The sequence below is a fragment of the Mycolicibacter algericus DSM 45454 genome, assembly GCF_002086455.1.
Classification (GTDB): Bacteria; Actinomycetota; Actinomycetes; order Mycobacteriales; family Mycobacteriaceae; genus Mycobacterium; species Mycobacterium algericum.
The window spans coordinates 45,675-61,090 of sequence record NZ_MVHC01000010.1 but is presented as its reverse complement, the minus strand read 5'-3'; the positions used below and the strand labels follow the sequence as shown (position 1 = coordinate 61,090).

Here is a 15,416-nt window from a genome sequence, read left to right as displayed (position 1 = left end):
GAGGAACCCCGATGTCTGATGCCCGGCGCATCGCCTTGCTGTCCACGTCCGACACCGACCTGCTGTCGGCACGCGCCAGCGGGGCGGCCTACAACCTGGGCAACCCGGCGCGCCAGGACATCGAAGCGGTGCTCGACGGGGCGGATGTCGTGGTGCTGCGGATCCTGGGGTCGTCCGCGGAGATCGACGCCGAGCTGACGCTGCTGCGCGCCACGGGCCTGCCGGTGGTGGTGCTCGGCGGGGAGCGATCACCCAACGCCGAGCTGATGGAGTGCTCGACGGTCCCGATCGGGCTGGCGGCGCAGGCGCACGCCTACCTCGCCGAGGGCGGGCCGGCGAATCTGGCGCAGCTGCACGCGTTCCTGTGCGACACGGTGTTGCTGACCGGTGAGGGCTTCGATGAGCCGACGGTGATCCCGGAATGGGGATACGGGTCTCGCGAGCCGGTCGACGCACCCGATGCGGTGCGGGTCGGGGTGCTGTACTACCGGGCCCACGAAGTCAGCGGGAACGCCGGGTTCGCCCACGCGCTGGCCGACGCGATCGACGCCACCGGCCGGGCGGTCGGGGTGCCGATCTTCGCCGCGTCGCTGCGCAACGCCCCCGACGAGTTGTTCGACGCGCTGGGCACCCTGGATGCGGTGGTGGTCTGCATGCTGGCGGCCGGCGGCGCGATGAACGCCACCGCGACCGTTGGTGCCGGCGACGACGACGGCGCCTGGGACATCGAACAGGTCGCCGCGCTGGATATTCCGGTGTTCCAGGGCTTGTGCCTGGCGTCGTCGCGGGCGGACTGGGAAGCCAACGACGACGGTGTGACCCCGCTGGACTCGGCCACCCAGATCGCCATCCCGGAATTCGACGGCCGGATCATCACGGTGCCGTTCTCGTTCAAGGAGATCGACGACGACGGGCTGCCCCACTACGCCGCCGACCCCGAACGCTGCGCCCGGGTAGCCGGTGTCGTGGTGAACCATGCTGTGCTGCGCCGGATCCCGAACTCCCAGAAGAAGCTGGCGCTGGTGCTGTCGGCCTATCCCACCAAGCATTCTCGGGTCGGCAACGCCGTCGGGCTGGATACCCCGGCCTCGGCGGTGCGGCTGCTGCACCGGCTGTCCGACGCCGGCTACGACGTCGGGGACGGCTTCGGGGTGCTGGGCATCGAGGATGAGACGCAGGCCGGGGACCGGCTGATCCACACCCTGATCGAGGCCGGCGGCCAGGACGAGGACTGGCTGTCCGCCGCGCAGCTGGCCGGTGCTCAGGTACGGGTGACCGCACAGCAGTACGCCCAGTGGACCGCGGAGCTGCCCGACGAGCTGCGCGACTCGATGACGGCGGCGTGGGGCCCGGCGCCGGGCACCCTGTTCGTCAACGACGCCGGCGAGATCGTGCTGGCCGCACTGCGATCCGGCAACGTCGTGCTGATGATCCAGCCGCCGCGCGGCTTCGGGGAGAACCCGGTTGCCATCTACCACGACCCGGAGCTGCCGCCGAGCCACCACTACCTGGCCGCATACCGTTGGCTGGCACACGGTTTCGGCGCGCACGCGGTGATCCACCTGGGCAAGCACGGCTCGATGGAATGGCTGCCCGGCAAGACCGCGGCACTGTCGGCGAGCTGCGCCACCGACGCCATGATCGCCGACCTGCCACTGATCTACCCGTTCCTGGTCAACGACCCCGGCGAGGGAGCGCAAGCCAAACGCCGCGCGCACGCCACCATCGTCGACCACCTGATCCCGCCGATGGCGCGCGCCGAGTCCTACGGCGACATCGCGCGGCTCGAGCAGCTGCTCGACGAGTACGGCAACATCGCCACCATGGATCCCGGCAAGCTGCCGGCGATCCGCGGCGAGATCTGGAACCTGATGCGCGCCGCGGAGATGCACCGCGACCTGGGCCTGGACGAGCGGCCGCAGGACGAGGAGTTCGACGACTTCCTGCTGCACGTCGACGGCTGGCTCTGCGAGATCAAAGACGCCCAGATCCGCGACGGACTGCACGTGCTCGGCGGCGCCCCGGCCGGAGCCGAGCGGGTCAACCTGGTGCTGGCGATCCTGCGCGCCCCGCAGGTGTGGGGCGGGGTGGACCACGCGGTACCGGGGCTGCGGGCCGCGCTGGGTTTGAAGGAAGGCGCTGCTGCCGCCGTCGTCGACGAGATCGAGGACCGTGCCCGGGAACTGGTGGAAGCCATGGAGGCCGCCGGCTGGGATGCGGCCGCCGCCGACACGCTGCATCCCGATCCCGAGGTGTGCCGGGTGCTGAGATTCGCTGCGGTCGAAGTGGTTCCGCGACTGGCCGGCACCGCAGCCGAGCTGGACTCGGTGCTGCATGCGCTGGCCGGCGGCTTCGTGCGGCCGGGACCGTCCGGGTCACCGCTGCGTGGCCTGGTCAACGTGCTGCCCACCGGACGCAACTTCTACACCGTCGACCCGCGGGCGGTGCCGTCCCGGCTGGCGTGGCAGACCGGGCAGGCGATGGCCGATTCGCTGCTGCGGCGCTACCTCGACGAAACGGGCGGCTATCCGGAGTCGGTGGGGCTGTCGGTGTGGGGGACCTCGGCGATGCGCACGTCCGGCGACGACGTCGCCGAGGTGCTGGCCCTGCTCGGGGTGCGACCCGACTGGGACGAGGCCTCCCGGCGGGTGTCCGGGCTGGAGGTCGTCTCGCTGGAGGAGTTGGGGCGTCCGCGCATCGATGTGACGGTGCGCATCTCAGGATTTTTCCGGGACGCCTTCCCGCACGTGGTGACGATGCTCGACGACGCCGTGCAGCTGGTGGCGACCCTCGACGAGCCGGACGAGGCGAACTTCGTGGCCGCCCACGCCCGCGCCGACCTGGCGTCCCACGGCGACCTGCGCCGGGCCACCACCCGCGTCTTCGGTTCCGCGCCCGGCTCCTACGGTGCCGGCATCCTGCAGGTGATCGAGTCCGGAACCTGGCGCGACGATAAGGATCTGGCCGAGGTCTACACCGCCTGGGGCGGATTCGCCTACGGCCGCGGACTGGACGGCTGCGCGGCCGCCGATGACATGCGCACCAACTACCGGCGGATCAAGGTGGCCGCGAAGAACATCGACACCCGCGAGCACGACATCGCCGACTCCGATGACTACTTCGTCTACCACGGCGGCATGATCGCGACGGTGCGGGCGCTGACCGGCGCAGATCCGAAAGCCTATGTGGGCGACTCGACGTCGACGGATGCCGTGCGCACCCGCACGCTGGCCGAGGAGACCGCTCGGGTGTTTCGGGCCCGGGTGGTCAACCCGCGCTGGATCTCCGCGATGCGTCGGCACGGCTACAAGGGCGCCTTCGAACTGGCCGCCACCGTGGACTACCTGTTCGGCTTCGACGCCACCGCCGGCGTGGTGCACGACTGGATGTATGAGAAGCTCGCAGCGGAGTACGTGCTGGATCCGCAGACCCGCGAGTTCCTCGACAAATCCAACCCGTGGGCGCTGCAGGGCATCGTGGAGCGGTTGAAGGAGGCCGCCGACCGGGGCCTGTGGGCTGACCCCGATCCGGAGACGATGGCGGCGCTACAGCAGGCCTATCTGGACGTCGAAGGGGATTTGGAGGACCGTTAATGGCGCTGCAGGTCTGGATCCTGGGTGTCGGGATGGGCCCCCAGCACGTCACGGCCGAGGCCGCCGAGGTGCTGCGCAGCGTCGACTACGTGCTGGCCGCAGCCAAGGGATCCGAGGACGGCCTGCTGGCGCTGCGCCGCGCGATAGTCGACGCCTACGCTCCCGCAGTCCCGATCGTCACCGTCGCCGACCCACCGCGCGACCGCTCACCGGAGCTGACCGGACCCGGGTATAGCCGCGCGGTCGCCGACTGGCATGCGGCCCGAGCGGCGCGCTACGCCGAGGTGCTGGGTGAGCGGGGTGGCACCGCGGCATTTCTGGTCTGGGGCGATCCATCGCTGTACGACTCGACGATCCGCATCATGGAGCGGATGAAAGCCCTTGGCGTGGAACTGGATTTCCAGGTGTTGCCCGGTATCAGCGCCCCGCAGCTGCTGGCCGCCCGACACCGGATCGTGCTGCACGAGGTGGGCCGGCCGGTGCACATCACCACCGGGCGGCGACTTTCGGAAGCCGTGGGCGCCGGTCAGGACAACATCGTCGCGATGCTCAACCCCGACGGGCTGGAGCTTTCCGCGCTGGCCGACTGGACGATCTGGTGGGGCGCCAACCTCGGCGCCGCGGGGGAGCGGTTGGTGCACGGCCGAGTCGGCGACGTCGCGGGGCAGATCGCCGACGCCCGCCGCGCAGCCCGCGCCGAGGCCGGCTGGGTGATGGACATCTTCCTGGTGCGCAGGCCCTGATGGCCGGGCTGCTGATCGCCGGAACCACCAGCGACGCCGGCAAGACCGTGGTGGCCACCGGGTTGTGCCGGGCGCTGGCACGTCGCGGCGTGCGGGTGGCGCCGTACAAGGCGCAGAACATGTCGAACAACTCGATGGTGTGCACCGGCGCCGACGGGGCCGCTACGGAAATCGGCCGGGCGCAATGGGTTCAGGCGCTGGCCGCGCGGGCTGTCCCCGAGCCGGCGATGAACCCGGTGCTGCTCAAACCCGGCAGCGACCAGCGCAGCCATGTGGTGCTCATGGGCCGGCCCTGGGGGGAGGTCTCATCGTCGGACTGGCGGGAGGGGCGCCGGGCGTTGGCCGACGCCGCCCACGCCGCCTACGACGATCTGGCGGCCCGCTACGACGTGATCATCGCCGAGGGTGCCGGCAGCCCGGCCGAGATCAACCTGCGTGACAGCGATTTCGTGAACATGGGGCTGGCCCGCCACGCCGATCTGCCGACGGTGGTCGTCGGAGACATCGACCGGGGCGGGGTGTTCGCGGGATTCTTCGGCACCGTCGCGTTGCTCGACGCGGCGGATCAGGCGCTGATCGCCGGGTTCATCGTGAACAAGTTCCGCGGTGATACCGGGCTGCTGGAATCGGGGCTGCGGGAACTGGAGCGGCGCACCGGGCGTCGGGTCTTCGGCACCCTGCCGTGGCATCCGCAGCTGTGGCTGGATTCCGAGGACGCCCTGGACCTGGACGGCAGGCGCTCGGCGCGGACCGGGGCGCGACGGGTGGCGGTGATCCGGCTGCCGCGGATCAGCAACTTCACCGACCTGGACGCCCTGGGCCTGGAACCCGATCTGGACGTGGTGTTCGCCTCCGACCCGCGCGGGCTGTCCGACGCCGATCTGGTGGTGCTGCCGGGAACCCGCGCCACGGTGTCCGATCTGGGCTGGCTGCGCTCGCGCGGACTGGATGCCGCGGTCGTCGCGCACGCCGCAGCGGGCAAGCCGGTGCTGGGGATCTGCGGCGGTTTTCAGCTGCTGGGCCGGTCGATCCGCGACCCGGAGGGCATCGAGGGTGCACCGGGCCAGGTGGCCGGCCTGGGTCTGCTGGACGTCGAAACATGTTTCGGCGCAGCCAAAGTGCTGCGGCTGTCCGACGGCGGATACGAGATACACCACGGCCGGATCAGCCGGGGTGAGCGGGTGCAGGACTTTCTCGGCGGCGTGCGTGCCGGTCGGGTGTTCGGCACCATGCGGCACGGAAGTTTCGAACAGGACGCGCTGCGCGCCGAGTTCCTCGCCGAAAGCCTCGGCATGGAACCCTCCGGGGTGTCGTTTCCGGGCGCCCGCGAGCACCGGCTCGACTTGCTGGCCGATCTGGTCGAACAGCAGCTGGATGTCGATGCCCTGCTGGCGTTGACACGCGGCGGGCCGCCACCGGGGCTGCCGTTCTTGGCGGCGGGGGCACCGTGACGCACGTGTTGCTGCTCGGCGGGACCGCCGAAGCCCGCGCCCTGGCCGACCGATTGGTGGCCGCCGGCGTGGATGTCACCACGTCACTGGCCGGCCGGGTGGCCAACCCGCGGCTGCCGGCCGGGGCGGTGCGTATCGGCGGATTCGGCGGAATCGACGGTCTGCGTGCGGCATTGGCCGACTACGACGCCGTCGTCGACGCCACGCACCCGTTCGCCACCACCATGTCCCGCAATGCGGCCGCCGCCTGTTCGGCTGCGGGCCGCCCGCTGCTGCGGCTCGAGCGGCCCGGCTGGGCGGAGCGCGCCCGGCCGTCCTGGCGGTGGGTCGACTCGCACGAGCAGGCTGCCGCGGTGGCGGCCCGGCTGAGCCGGCGGCCGGTGCTGACGATCGGTCGCCAACAACTGGCGTCCTACCTGCCGGCGCTGGCCGACGCGGCGGTGTTGGCACGTGTCGTCGACCCGCCCTCGATCACGCTGCCACCGAGTTGGACGGTGGTCACCGACCGGGGGCCCTATGCGTTGCCGGGCGAACTCGCGCTGCTGTGCGATCACCGCGCCGACAGCGTGGTGACCAAGGATTCCGGGGGCGAGTACACCTGGCCGAAGATGTTGGCCGCCGAGGAACTCGGGCTGCCGGTGGTCATCGTGCGACGCCCGGACCGGCCGGCGGGGGTGCGATGCGTGTACGACGTCGAGCAGGCGCTGGCCTGGGTGCTAGGCGGCCACTGACCAGAGCTGTAGGACGGTACCGGCGGTAAGCAACCCGGCGACCTTGACCACCTCCAGCCCGGCGTAGGCGTAGTGGGCCCGGGAGCGCTCGCGCATCCCACCGGGCGGTGCCACGGCGGCGGCCAACACCGCATCGGAGCGGCGGCGCAGCAGGGGCCGCACGAACAGCGACTGCACCAGCAGCATCGTCACCGCCACGCTGATGGCCACCAGCGCCAGCCGCCCGGGCGGATGCGTGACGACCGCGACCACCACCACCGTCGCCAGCACGATCTCGACGGTGTTGAGGGCACGGAACACCAACCGGCCGATACCCAGCCCCAGCTGCAGGGTGATGCCGGGCGCCCGGAACTTCAGCGGCGCCTCGATGAACGAGATCGCCAGCACCATGCCCAACCAGGCGAAGACGACTGCCGCCGCGATCGCACCCATGTCGCTGCTGCCTCCCGAGTTAGCTGTGTCCGTCGGTTGCAGACAAAGCTAACTGTGTCGCGAAGTAACAGACAAGGGTCTTTGGGCGGTAATCCCGGCCACACTCGCCTCGGGCAGACTGACGGGCGTGATTGTGGAACACGGAGTACTGCCCATCCGCCCCGGCCGCGAAGCCGAGTTCGAAGCGGCCTTCGCCACCGCACGACCGCTGATCGCGGCGCAGCCGGGCTTTCAGGGGATTTCGATGTCGCGGTCGATCGAGTCGCCGAACCTGTACCTGCTGCTGGTGCAATGGGACAGCGTCGAGGCGCACACCGAGGGCTTCCGGAAGTCGCCTGAGTTCGCGCAGTGGCGGGCACTGCTGCACGAGTTCTACGAGTCCCCGCCGGTAATCGAGCACTTCGTCGCGATCGGGTAGGGATGATGGACCCGTGGACGCGAAGAGAACCCTGGAATTCAATGCCCGCAACATCGCGGAGTTCCGCGACAACGGCGGCAAGCTGGGCGGCCCGTTCGAAGGGGCGCCGGTCCTGCTGCTGACCACGACCGGGGCCAAGTCCGGGCAGCCGCGCACCAGCCCGATGATGTACCTGCCCGAGGGCGACCGGATTTTCGTGTTCGCCTCCAACGAGGGCAAGGACAATCATCCCGGTTGGTATCACAACCTGCGGGCGAACCCGTCGGCCACCGTCGAGATCGGCACCGAGACCTTTCCCGTCACCACCACCGAGATCACCGGGGCAGAGCATGACCGGCTCTACGACATCCAGGCGCAGCGCTATCCCGGCTTCGCCGGGTACCGGGAGCGCACCGACCGGGTCATCCCCGTCATCGAGCTGACCAGAAGCGCCTCGTAGCTCAGCTGCCCCCGCAGCGCAATGCCGATGTGGCCGCAGCGATCCATCGCCGCCAGCCGCGCTCGGCCGAGCGCGGAAGCTCACGCGGAGGTGAAGACTCCGCCAGTTCCTTGACTCTGGGGTCCACTGGGCGCCCGGTCCTTTTGCTGGCTTCGACTGCGACGCGCGCGGCGGCCCTGCGGACTTCGAGCCGGGACGCTGACTCGCGGCGTTCTGACGCCTCAGGCGTTTGCTCGGCTGGCATTCGCGTCCTCCTCGCCGACATCGTCTACAGCAGCATGTTCCGAGATCACCTGGACGATGTCGTTGTCATCGACGGTTGCCAGTCTAGACCGGATCAGGGTGTGCAGAATGGACCAGCCGAGACGGGCTTGGCTGTCGTTGTCGCTGAATGTCCGCTCAAAAGCCCAGGTGGTGCGTCGCCACCATTCGCTGCGCCGGTCGGCGCGGTTCTTCTGTTGCCAGGTGGCGATGACGCCGACGGTCGCCAGACCGCCGACGATCAACGTCACCCAAGATTGCGGAGGCATGGTCCCGAAGCTAAAGCCCGGGCAGCTCCCAGGCGGCACCGGCAGTCCGCGTCGGGCCGCAACTGCAAATCAATCCGTAACTGTGGATAACATTGCGCCCGTGACTCACCGCGCCTACGTGCACGACGCGGTGGTGCAGCTGCACCGTGGAGGCAGCCCGAATGCGCCCGGCGGCGCCATCACCAAGGCGCTGTGCGGCAGCTGGAATCACCGCCCGCCTTGCCTACTGGCGCCACACCACACCGCCCATCACGTCTCCGGTGATGAGGTCACGCTGCGGGTCCTGTTCGCCGCCGACACCGCCGACGAACCCCGGGTCCGACAGTTGATCGATGACGCGCTCGCCGCCGGAGAGCTGACCGGCCCCGACGGGCTGGTGACGAGATGGCGGCTGAAATCCGCTGCCGCCGGCCTGGTCCGGCCGGACGAGCACGACCACGTCACCGAACTGATCGCCCACCACTGAGCCGCGGGCACTGTCGGTGGCCGAGAGCATGATCGAGTCATGAAAGATATCCGACGATTACTCGGCCCCGTCATAGCAGCTATACCGGCGTGGGCTGCGCTGGGTTTCGGATTTCCCACACCGTCGGCCAACGCCGACTCCGGCACCGAACCCAGCGGCTGTTACAGCTCACTGCCGTGGGCGGTGTGCAATCAGCCGTGGAACAACTACCCGCCCGGCTCCTGGAGTTTCAACCCCGGACCGCGCCAGTGGGGCCCGCAGGGTTACGTGCCGTGCATGCCCCAGAACGGCTGCGACGGCTGACTCAGTCGCGTACGTGCGGCAACCGCGACCGACGTTCCATGAAGGTCTCATCGGGTGCGGCGAACCCGAACGTCTCGTACAGCCCGTGCGCATCGGCGGTGTGCAGCATCCAGCGGAAGTCGCGGCCCGGCCCGTCGTCGATCATCACCCGCAGCAGTCCCCGGCCGATTCCCCGACCGCGCTCGGTTGCCGCGACGTACACGTCGGCCAGATACGCCATGGCCGCACCATCGGAGAACGCCCGGCAGAAACCCACCATCGCCCCGTCGTCGGCCCGGTAGGCGCCCACCAGCCGCCACGCCTCATCGAGTTGACGATCGAACATGGCGCGGGTGCGGTACTTCGCCCAGTACGTGTGCTCGGTCAGTTCGTGCCAGAGCCAGTCACGATCCACCCGCGCACTCGCCGTGGAGAATTCGACGGGGACGGACATGTCTACCTCCTGGTCTCCCGGAGCAGGCACCACACCACCGCACCGACCATCGCCACGCCGCCCACCCGGCGGGCCAGCTGCACCGCCCGCGGAATGTCGGCGACCACGGGAGCCCGCCCGTCGCCCAGCAACGCCCGGTCCTCACGGCGGTTCCCGTAGTAGATGTTGACACCGCCGAGCCGCAGCCCCAAGGCGCCGGCGAAGGCAGCCTCGACCACCCCGGCGTTGGGGCTGGGGTGGTGGCGGGCGTCGCGGCGCCAGGAGCGCAGTGCGCCAACGGGATCCGGGCCGACGGCAGCGGCAAGAAGACCGGTCAGCCGAGCGGCGGGCAGGCCCAGCAGGTCGTCCAGCCGGGCCGCGGCCCAGCCGAAGCGTTGGTAGCGGACGTTGCGGTGGCCGATCATCGCGTCGAGGGTGTTGACCGCCCGGTGGGCCGCCAGGCCCGGCACCCCGGCCACCGCAGCCCACCACAGCGACGCCACCACCGCGTCCGAGGTGTTCTCCGCGACGGATTCGACCACGGCGCGGGCGATCTCGTCCGGACCCAGCGCGGCGGTGTCGCGCCCGACCAGGTTGCGCAGCTGAACGCGCGCCCGCTGCAGGTCGCCGGCCGCCAGGAAGTCATGCACAGTGCACGCCTCACGCTCCAGGGACCGACCGCCGAGTACCGCCCAGGTAGCCGACGCGGTGAACAGCAGCTGCGCCACCGGGCTTCGCGCCGCGCGCCCGCCCAGATACGCCAGCCCGGAAACACCGCCGACCAGCACCAGGACGTGGGCGATACCGCTCGCCCGGCTGTCGCAGTACAACCGCCGCTCCACCGCCAGCGCACACGTCCCGAATCCGGCGACCGGGTGCAGCCGGCGCGGATCACCCCAGGCGCGATCGGCGGCGTAGCCGAGTAGCAGCCCGAGCGCCCGGGCCGTCGTCACCCCAGCACCTGATCCAGTGCGGTCAGCAACCGGTCGGTCAAGTCCGGGGGACGCACGGCGATCCGCACCCATGAATCATCCAGGCCGGGAAAAGTGTCGGCTCGTCGCACCGCGATACCGTTGTCGCGCAACGCCGCATGCACCCCGCGGCCGACCCGGGCCAGCACATAGGGTGCGACCCCGGCAACGAACGCCACCGCGCGCGCGGTCAGGCCCGCCGTCAACATTTCGCGCCACAATTCCAATTGCCGTGCCCGGCAGCTGCTCTCAGCCAAGGCCCGCTCATCGGAGCAGGACAGCATGGCCGCCAGCGCCGGCGCCGACACCGACCACGGGATCTGCAGGCGTGCCGCATCGGCGAGCACCGCGGCGTCGCCGAGCAGATATCCGGCCCGAATCCCGGGGATCGACCAGTGTTTGGTCAGGCTGCGGCTGACCAGCAGCCCGGGAAGCTCTTCGCCGGCCAGGCTTTCCGGCTCGCCGGGCAGCGCGTCCAGGAACGCCTCGTCGATCAGCACGACCCGGCCGGGACGCAGCAGCCGACGCAACGCCGACGCCGGATGCAGCACCCCGGTGGGGTTGGTCGGATTGCCGACGACGACGAGGTCGGCCTCGGCGGGCACCTCCTCGGGATGCAGCACGAAATCGTCCTCGGCCCGGCACAACACAGTGCCGACGGTGTGGCCGGCGGCGATCAGCGCGGCATGCGGCCCGGTGTACTGCGGGTGCACCATCACCGGGTGTCGCCACCGGCGCAGCCGGGCCACCAGGTCGAACGCCTCCGACGCCCCGGCGGTGGGCAGCACCTCGTCGGCGCGACGGCCGTGCCGGGCGGCCAGGGCGGCGCGGGCCGCCGACGCCTCGGGGTAGGCCACGGCGTCGTCCAGGGCGGCGTGCAGGGCGTCGTCGAGCCAGTCCGGGCGCGGCCCGGCGTACACGTTCACTGCGAAATCCAGTAGCCCGGCACCGGTTTCGGTGTCCCCGTGATGATGCAGGTCTTTAGGGTCTTTGCCACCGGAGCCGTGCACCGCGTCGGCGAAACGTTGCGCCAACCGCGGATGCCCGGCCCAGTGGGTGTGCAGGTAGGACGCGTGCAGGCTCGGCCCGGCGATGCCATCCGGGCCGTCGGGCAGCTGCCAGGCAGGCTCGACCGGGCGAGAGAAAACCACACCGGTGCGGTGGAATTCATGCCCGTTGATCGTCTCGCCGGCCCGCGCCAGCAGGTTGTCGGCGGGTGCGGTGGCGAGCCGGTAGCCCAGCGAGAGCCGCGGCGTCATGGCTGCGGTACCCGGAACCGCCCCGACCCCGGCGACCTCGTCGACGCTGTGACACAGGTAGGCCAACCCGCCGCATTCGGCGACGGTCGGGACCCCCGCGGCGATCGCCGCCCGCAACGCAGCCAGCAGCGCGGTGTTGGCGGCCAACGGCCCGGCGTACACCTCCGGGAACCCGCCACCCAGGTAGATGCCCGCGGTACGCGCCGGCAGACACGAATCGGTGAGCGGGTCGAAGCAGACCACCTCACAGCCCGCGGCACGCAGCAGTTCAAACGTTTCGGTGTAGCCGAACGTAAACGCCCGCCCGCCGGCGACGGCCACCACCGGGCGATCGGCCGACCCGGCGCGCACCTCAGCGGCCGGATTCCAGGCGGTGCCGGCCAGATCCGGTGCCAGCCCGGCGATCTGCATCACCGCGTCGAGGTCGACGTGCTGCTCGATCAGCCCGGCCAGCCGGGCCGGCATCGCAGCGAATTCGTCGCGTTCGGCGGCCGGCACCAGCCCCAGATGCCGAGACGGCGTCGCCACGCCCGCATCGCGGGGCAACACCCCGAGCACCGGAATACCGCTGGGGCGCAACGCGGCGACGACTTCGTCGGCGTGCCGGGCGCTGGCTGCCCGGTTGAGGATCACCCCGGCCACCCGCACCTGCGGGTCGAAACCGGCCAGGCCCGCCACCACCGCCGCGTGCGTGCGGGAGGCGTGCGAGATGTCGACCACCAGCAGCACCGGGGCCGTGGTCAACGCGGCGACGTGGGCGGTGGAGGCCTCACCGTCGCCACCGAGTCGGCCGTCGAAGAGCCCCATCACGCCCTCGATCACCGCGATGTCCGCGCCGGCCGCGCCGTGCAGCAGCAGCGGCACGATCCGCTCGGCGCCGACCAGCACCGGGTCGAGGTTGCGGGCCGGGCGTCCGGTGGCCAGCGCGTGATACCCCGGATCGATGTAATCCGGGCCGACCTTGTGTCCGCTGACCTGCAGGCCGCGCGCCGCCATCGCCGCCATCACCCCGACCGCAATGGTGGTCTTGCCGTGCCCGGACGCGGGCGCGGCCACCACCAGGCGAGGCAACGTCACCATTCGATGCCGCGCTGACCCTTCTGGCCGGCGTCCATCGGATGCTTGATCTTGGTCATCTCGGTGACCAGGTCGGCGATCTCGACCAGCCGGGGATGAGCGCGACGGCCCGTGATGACCACGTGCTGGTGACCCGGCCGATCGCGCAAGGTCGCCACCACGTCGTCGACATCCACCCAGCCCCAGTGGATCGGGTAGGTGAACTCATCGAGCACGTACAGGTCGTGAGTCTGCTCGGCCAGGCGGCGTTTCACCTCGGTCCAGCCGGCCAGGGCGTCGCCGGCGTGATCCTCGGTGCTGCCGGCCTTTCGGCTCCACGACCAGCCCGAGCCCATCTTGTGCCACTGCACCGGGCCGCCCTCGCCGGTCTCGTCGTGCAGGGCGCCGAGCCGCTCCAGCACCGCCTGCTCACCGACGCGCCACTTGGCGGATTTCACGAACTGGAACACCCCGATCGCAAAGCCCTGGTTCCAGCCGCGCAGCGCCGTCCCGAACGCCGCGGTGGACTTGCCCTTGCCGTCGCCGGTGTGCACCATCAACAGCGGCCGATTGCGGCGCTGCCGGGTGGTCAGGTTGTCATCGGGCACCGTCAACGGTTGTCCCTGCGGCATCAGGCGGCTCCCTTCACGATCTCGGTGAGGGCTTCCGCGTTCACCTCGGGCAACGGAATGTAGTCGGCCCGGAGCTGCTCGGCCAGGGTGCGCGCCAACCCGAGCCGCATCCGGCCGCTCTCACAATCGACGACGACGGCGGAAAACCCATGTTCGGCAAGCTGCAGCGCGGCCTGCCGCGACCGCCCGACCGGATCGGCGCCGGCGGTGGCCCGGCCGTCGGTCAGCACCACCAGCAGCGGGCGTGACGCCGGGTCGCGCAGCCGTTCCCGGCGGATCACCTCACCGGCCTCGAGCAGTCCCTCGGCCAGCGGCGTGCGGCCACCGGCGGGCAGCTCGTCGAGGCGCACCGCGGCGATCTCCACCGACCCGGTCGCGGGCAGTGCCACTTGCGCTCCGGTGTCGCGGAACGTCACCACCGCCACCCGGTCCCGGCGGCGGTAGGCGTCGAGCAACAGCGACAGGATCGCGGTCTTGACGTGCCGCATCCGCTCGGCGGCGGCCATCGAGCCGGAGGTGTCCACGACGAACAGCACCAGGTTGGCCTCCCGGCCCTCCCGGACGGCGCGGCGAAGATCGGCGGCCTGCAGCAGCATCGGGCCGTCGACCCGGCCTCGGGCGCCCTGATGCGGGGCGGCGGCCCGCAGCGTCTCGAACAGGTGCAGGCCCCCGGCGGCGCCGACGGCGGTGGCACCCACGCGGCGCCCGGAACTGGTGCGGGCCCGGCTGCGCCGGCCGGCACGGCCGGAGCCGACCCCGTCGACGGTGAAAAGCCGTGCCCGGTAAGGGGAGTCAGCGCCGACGGTCGAGGTGGCGGCGGGTTTTGCCGGCGCCGGCCCGCGCTGCTCGGGTTGCGCGGCGCCCCCGCCGTCCGGCGGGCCGTCGGGCTCGGGGCCGTCGGGATCGGGGTCTGGCTCCGGGCCGGAATCCTGCGGCGGCAGCAGCTCGTCGAGCTCGGTCTCATCGAGCCCCGGGGCGTCAAAAGGCTTGCGCCGGCGCCGATGCGGCAGGGCCAGCCGGGCGGCCACCCGCAGATCCTCGATATTGACCGCGTCGCGCCCCTGCCAGGCGGCGTGCGCGACCGCGGTACGGGCACACACGATGTCGCCGCGCAGGCCGTCGACGTCGAACGCCGCACAGATCTCGCCGATCCGCACCAGCGCGGCGTCGGTGAGCTCGACCCGCGGCAGCAGCGCCTGAGCGTTGCGGATCCGGGCCCGCAGCCGCTCCTCGGCGTCGGCGTAGTCGCGGGCGAAGGCCTCGGGATCGGCGTCGAACGCCAGCCGCCGGCGGACCGCCTCGGCGCGCAGCGCCGGATCGCGCGGCGCGGACACCTCGACCGTCAGCCCGAATCGGTCGAGCAACTGCGGGCGCAGCTCGCCCTCCTCGGGGTTCATCGTCCCGACGATCACGAAACGCGCGGCGTGGCTGACCGAGACCCCGTCGCGTTCCACGGTCAGCCGGCCCATGGCGGCGGCGTCCAGCAACAGGTCCACCAGGTGGTCGGCGAGCAGGTTGACCTCGTCGACGTAGAGGATGCCGCGGTTGGCGCGCGCCAGCAGCCCGGGCTCGAACTCCACGGCGCCGGACCCCAGCGCTCGTTCCAGATGGATGGAGCCGACCACCCGGTCCTCGGTGGCGCCGACCGGAAGCTCCACCAGCCGCACCGGGCGGGTCTGCACGGCGGCGTCGGCGGGGAACGGGCCGTCCGGGGAGAGCGGGTTCGGCTCTGCGGGATCGGAGGAGAACCGGTCGCCGGCCACCACGTCGATGGCGGGGAGCACCTGGGCCAGCGCTCGTACCAGCGTCGACTTGGCAGTGCCCTTCTCGCCGCGGATGAGAACCCCGCCGATGCCGGGGGAGATCGCGCTCAGCACGAGCGCCAGGGCCATGTCGTCGAGGCCGCCCGGAGTGTCCGGGTCGCCGCCGAGCACGGCAGGAAACGGGTACAGCTGTTGCATTTGAGGCTCCGCTCGTGAT

The 15,416-nt window shown here is 71.1% G+C and carries 15 protein-coding genes; 8 read left to right on the top strand and 7 right to left on the bottom strand.

All coding sequences use genetic code 11. The annotated features are described in order from the left end of the window. Positions 1 to 11 precede the first annotated feature (11 nt). From cobN to BST10_RS12000, 4 genes are read left to right on the top strand one after another with little or no spacing between them, the layout of a single operon-like run. Positions 12 to 3,593, top strand: a complete 3,582-nt coding sequence (cobN, locus tag BST10_RS12015; protein ID WP_083037938.1) for a cobaltochelatase subunit CobN — start codon at positions 12 to 14, stop codon at positions 3,591 to 3,593. Continuing rightward, complete coding sequence (cobF, locus tag BST10_RS12010) at positions 3,593 to 4,336, top strand: precorrin-6A synthase (deacetylating) (RefSeq protein WP_205277416.1); 744 nt, start codon at positions 3,593 to 3,595, stop codon at positions 4,334 to 4,336. Before cobN ends, cobF begins: the two co-directional genes overlap by 1 nt. Next, the gene (locus tag BST10_RS12005) at positions 4,336 to 5,787 is read left to right on the top strand and encodes a cobyric acid synthase (protein ID WP_083037936.1); all 1,452 of its coding nucleotides are present in this window, start codon (positions 4,336 to 4,338) and stop codon (positions 5,785 to 5,787) included. Before cobF ends, BST10_RS12005 begins: the two co-directional genes overlap by 1 nt. Continuing rightward, complete coding sequence (locus BST10_RS12000; RefSeq protein WP_083037934.1) at positions 5,784 to 6,518, top strand: cobalt-precorrin-6A reductase; 735 nt, start codon at positions 5,784 to 5,786, stop codon at positions 6,516 to 6,518. The genes BST10_RS12005 and BST10_RS12000 overlap by 4 nt, the downstream gene beginning before the upstream one ends. Here BST10_RS12000 and BST10_RS11995 read toward each other — a convergent pair. Next, complete coding sequence (locus BST10_RS11995; protein ID WP_083037932.1) at positions 6,504 to 6,950, bottom strand: hypothetical protein; 447 nt, start codon at positions 6,948 to 6,950, stop codon at positions 6,504 to 6,506. The two genes, BST10_RS12000 and BST10_RS11995, sit on opposite strands and share 15 nt — an antisense overlap. 127 nt (positions 6,951 to 7,077) lie before the next feature. Here BST10_RS11995 and BST10_RS11990 point away from each other — a divergent pair, with 127 nt between their 5' ends. Together BST10_RS11990 and BST10_RS11985 are read left to right on the top strand one after the other, a co-directional pair. Continuing rightward, positions 7,078 to 7,368, top strand: coding sequence for an antibiotic biosynthesis monooxygenase family protein (locus tag BST10_RS11990; protein WP_083037930.1), 291 nt, complete (start codon positions 7,078 to 7,080; stop codon positions 7,366 to 7,368). Positions 7,369 to 7,381: 13 nt separating this feature from the next. Then, positions 7,382 to 7,807 (top strand): nitroreductase family deazaflavin-dependent oxidoreductase, encoded by a 426-nt coding sequence (locus BST10_RS11985; protein ID WP_083037928.1) that lies wholly within the window; start codon positions 7,382 to 7,384, stop codon positions 7,805 to 7,807. 221 nt (positions 7,808 to 8,028) lie between these two features. Here the strand turns inward: BST10_RS11985 and BST10_RS11980 are convergent, their stop codons facing one another. Continuing rightward, entirely contained in the window at positions 8,029 to 8,319 is a 291-nt protein-coding gene (locus tag BST10_RS11980; RefSeq protein ID WP_235673637.1) for a hypothetical protein, read from the bottom strand. 118 nt (positions 8,320 to 8,437) lie between these two features. Here BST10_RS11980 and BST10_RS11975 point away from each other — a divergent pair, with 118 nt between their 5' ends. Both BST10_RS11975 and BST10_RS22985 read left to right on the top strand, forming a co-directional pair. Continuing rightward, on the top strand, positions 8,438 to 8,803 hold the full coding sequence (locus tag BST10_RS11975; protein WP_083037924.1) for a hypothetical protein: 366 nt from the start codon (positions 8,438 to 8,440) through the stop codon (positions 8,801 to 8,803). A gap of 39 nt (positions 8,804 to 8,842) precedes the next feature. Then, complete coding sequence (locus BST10_RS22985) at positions 8,843 to 9,106, top strand: hypothetical protein (protein WP_133054431.1); 264 nt, start codon at positions 8,843 to 8,845, stop codon at positions 9,104 to 9,106. Between the two features lies 1 nt (position 9,107). Here the strand turns inward: BST10_RS22985 and BST10_RS11970 are convergent, their stop codons facing one another. From BST10_RS11970 to BST10_RS11950, 5 genes are read right to left on the bottom strand one after another with little or no spacing between them, the layout of a single operon-like run. Further along, positions 9,108 to 9,539: a GNAT family N-acetyltransferase gene (locus tag BST10_RS11970; protein WP_083037923.1), complete on the bottom strand. Its 432-nt coding sequence runs from the start codon at positions 9,537 to 9,539 to the stop codon at positions 9,108 to 9,110. Between the two features lie 2 nt (positions 9,540 to 9,541). Then, positions 9,542 to 10,471 carry a cobalamin biosynthesis protein gene (locus tag BST10_RS11965; RefSeq protein ID WP_083037922.1) on the bottom strand — a complete coding sequence of 310 codons (930 nt, stop codon included), beginning with the start codon at positions 10,469 to 10,471 and terminating at the stop codon, positions 9,542 to 9,544. After that, on the bottom strand, positions 10,468 to 12,828 hold the full coding sequence (gene cobBC, locus BST10_RS11960; RefSeq protein ID WP_165757195.1) for a bifunctional hydrogenobyrinic acid a,c-diamide synthase/histidinol phosphate aminotransferase CobBC: 2,361 nt from the start codon (positions 12,826 to 12,828) through the stop codon (positions 10,468 to 10,470). The genes BST10_RS11965 and cobBC overlap by 4 nt, the downstream gene beginning before the upstream one ends. Continuing rightward, positions 12,822 to 13,436, bottom strand: coding sequence for a cob(I)yrinic acid a,c-diamide adenosyltransferase (gene cobO, locus BST10_RS11955; protein WP_013830097.1), 615 nt, complete (start codon positions 13,434 to 13,436; stop codon positions 12,822 to 12,824). Before cobO ends, cobBC begins: the two co-directional genes overlap by 7 nt. Continuing rightward, positions 13,436 to 15,397, bottom strand: a complete 1,962-nt coding sequence (locus BST10_RS11950) for a magnesium chelatase subunit D family protein (protein ID WP_083037921.1) — start codon at positions 15,395 to 15,397, stop codon at positions 13,436 to 13,438. The genes cobO and BST10_RS11950 overlap by 1 nt, the downstream gene beginning before the upstream one ends. Between the last annotated feature and the right edge of the window lie 19 nt (positions 15,398 to 15,416).

Excerpts from the sequence above, each read along its gene's own strand:
- cobN (WP_083037938.1), top strand. The coding sequence starts at position 12 with ATGTCTGATGCCCGGCGCATCGCCTTGCTGTCCACGTCCGACACCGAC.
- cobF (WP_205277416.1), top strand. The coding sequence starts at position 3,593 with ATGGCGCTGCAGGTCTGGATCCTGGGTGTCGGGATGGGCCCCCAGCAC.
- BST10_RS12005 (WP_083037936.1), top strand. The coding sequence starts at position 4,336 with ATGGCCGGGCTGCTGATCGCCGGAACCACCAGCGACGCCGGCAAGACC.
- BST10_RS11995 (WP_083037932.1), bottom strand. The coding sequence starts at position 6,950 with ATGGGTGCGATCGCGGCGGCAGTCGTCTTCGCCTGGTTGGGCATGGTG.
- BST10_RS22985 (WP_133054431.1), top strand. The coding sequence starts at position 8,843 with ATGAAAGATATCCGACGATTACTCGGCCCCGTCATAGCAGCTATACCG.
- BST10_RS11970 (WP_083037923.1), bottom strand. The coding sequence starts at position 9,539 with ATGTCCGTCCCCGTCGAATTCTCCACGGCGAGTGCGCGGGTGGATCGT.
- cobBC (WP_165757195.1), bottom strand. The coding sequence starts at position 12,828 with ATGGTGACGTTGCCTCGCCTGGTGGTGGCCGCGCCCGCGTCCGGGCAC.
- cobO (WP_013830097.1), bottom strand. The coding sequence starts at position 13,436 with ATGCCGCAGGGACAACCGTTGACGGTGCCCGATGACAACCTGACCACC.
- BST10_RS11950 (WP_083037921.1), bottom strand. The coding sequence starts at position 15,397 with ATGCAACAGCTGTACCCGTTTCCTGCCGTGCTCGGCGGCGACCCGGAC.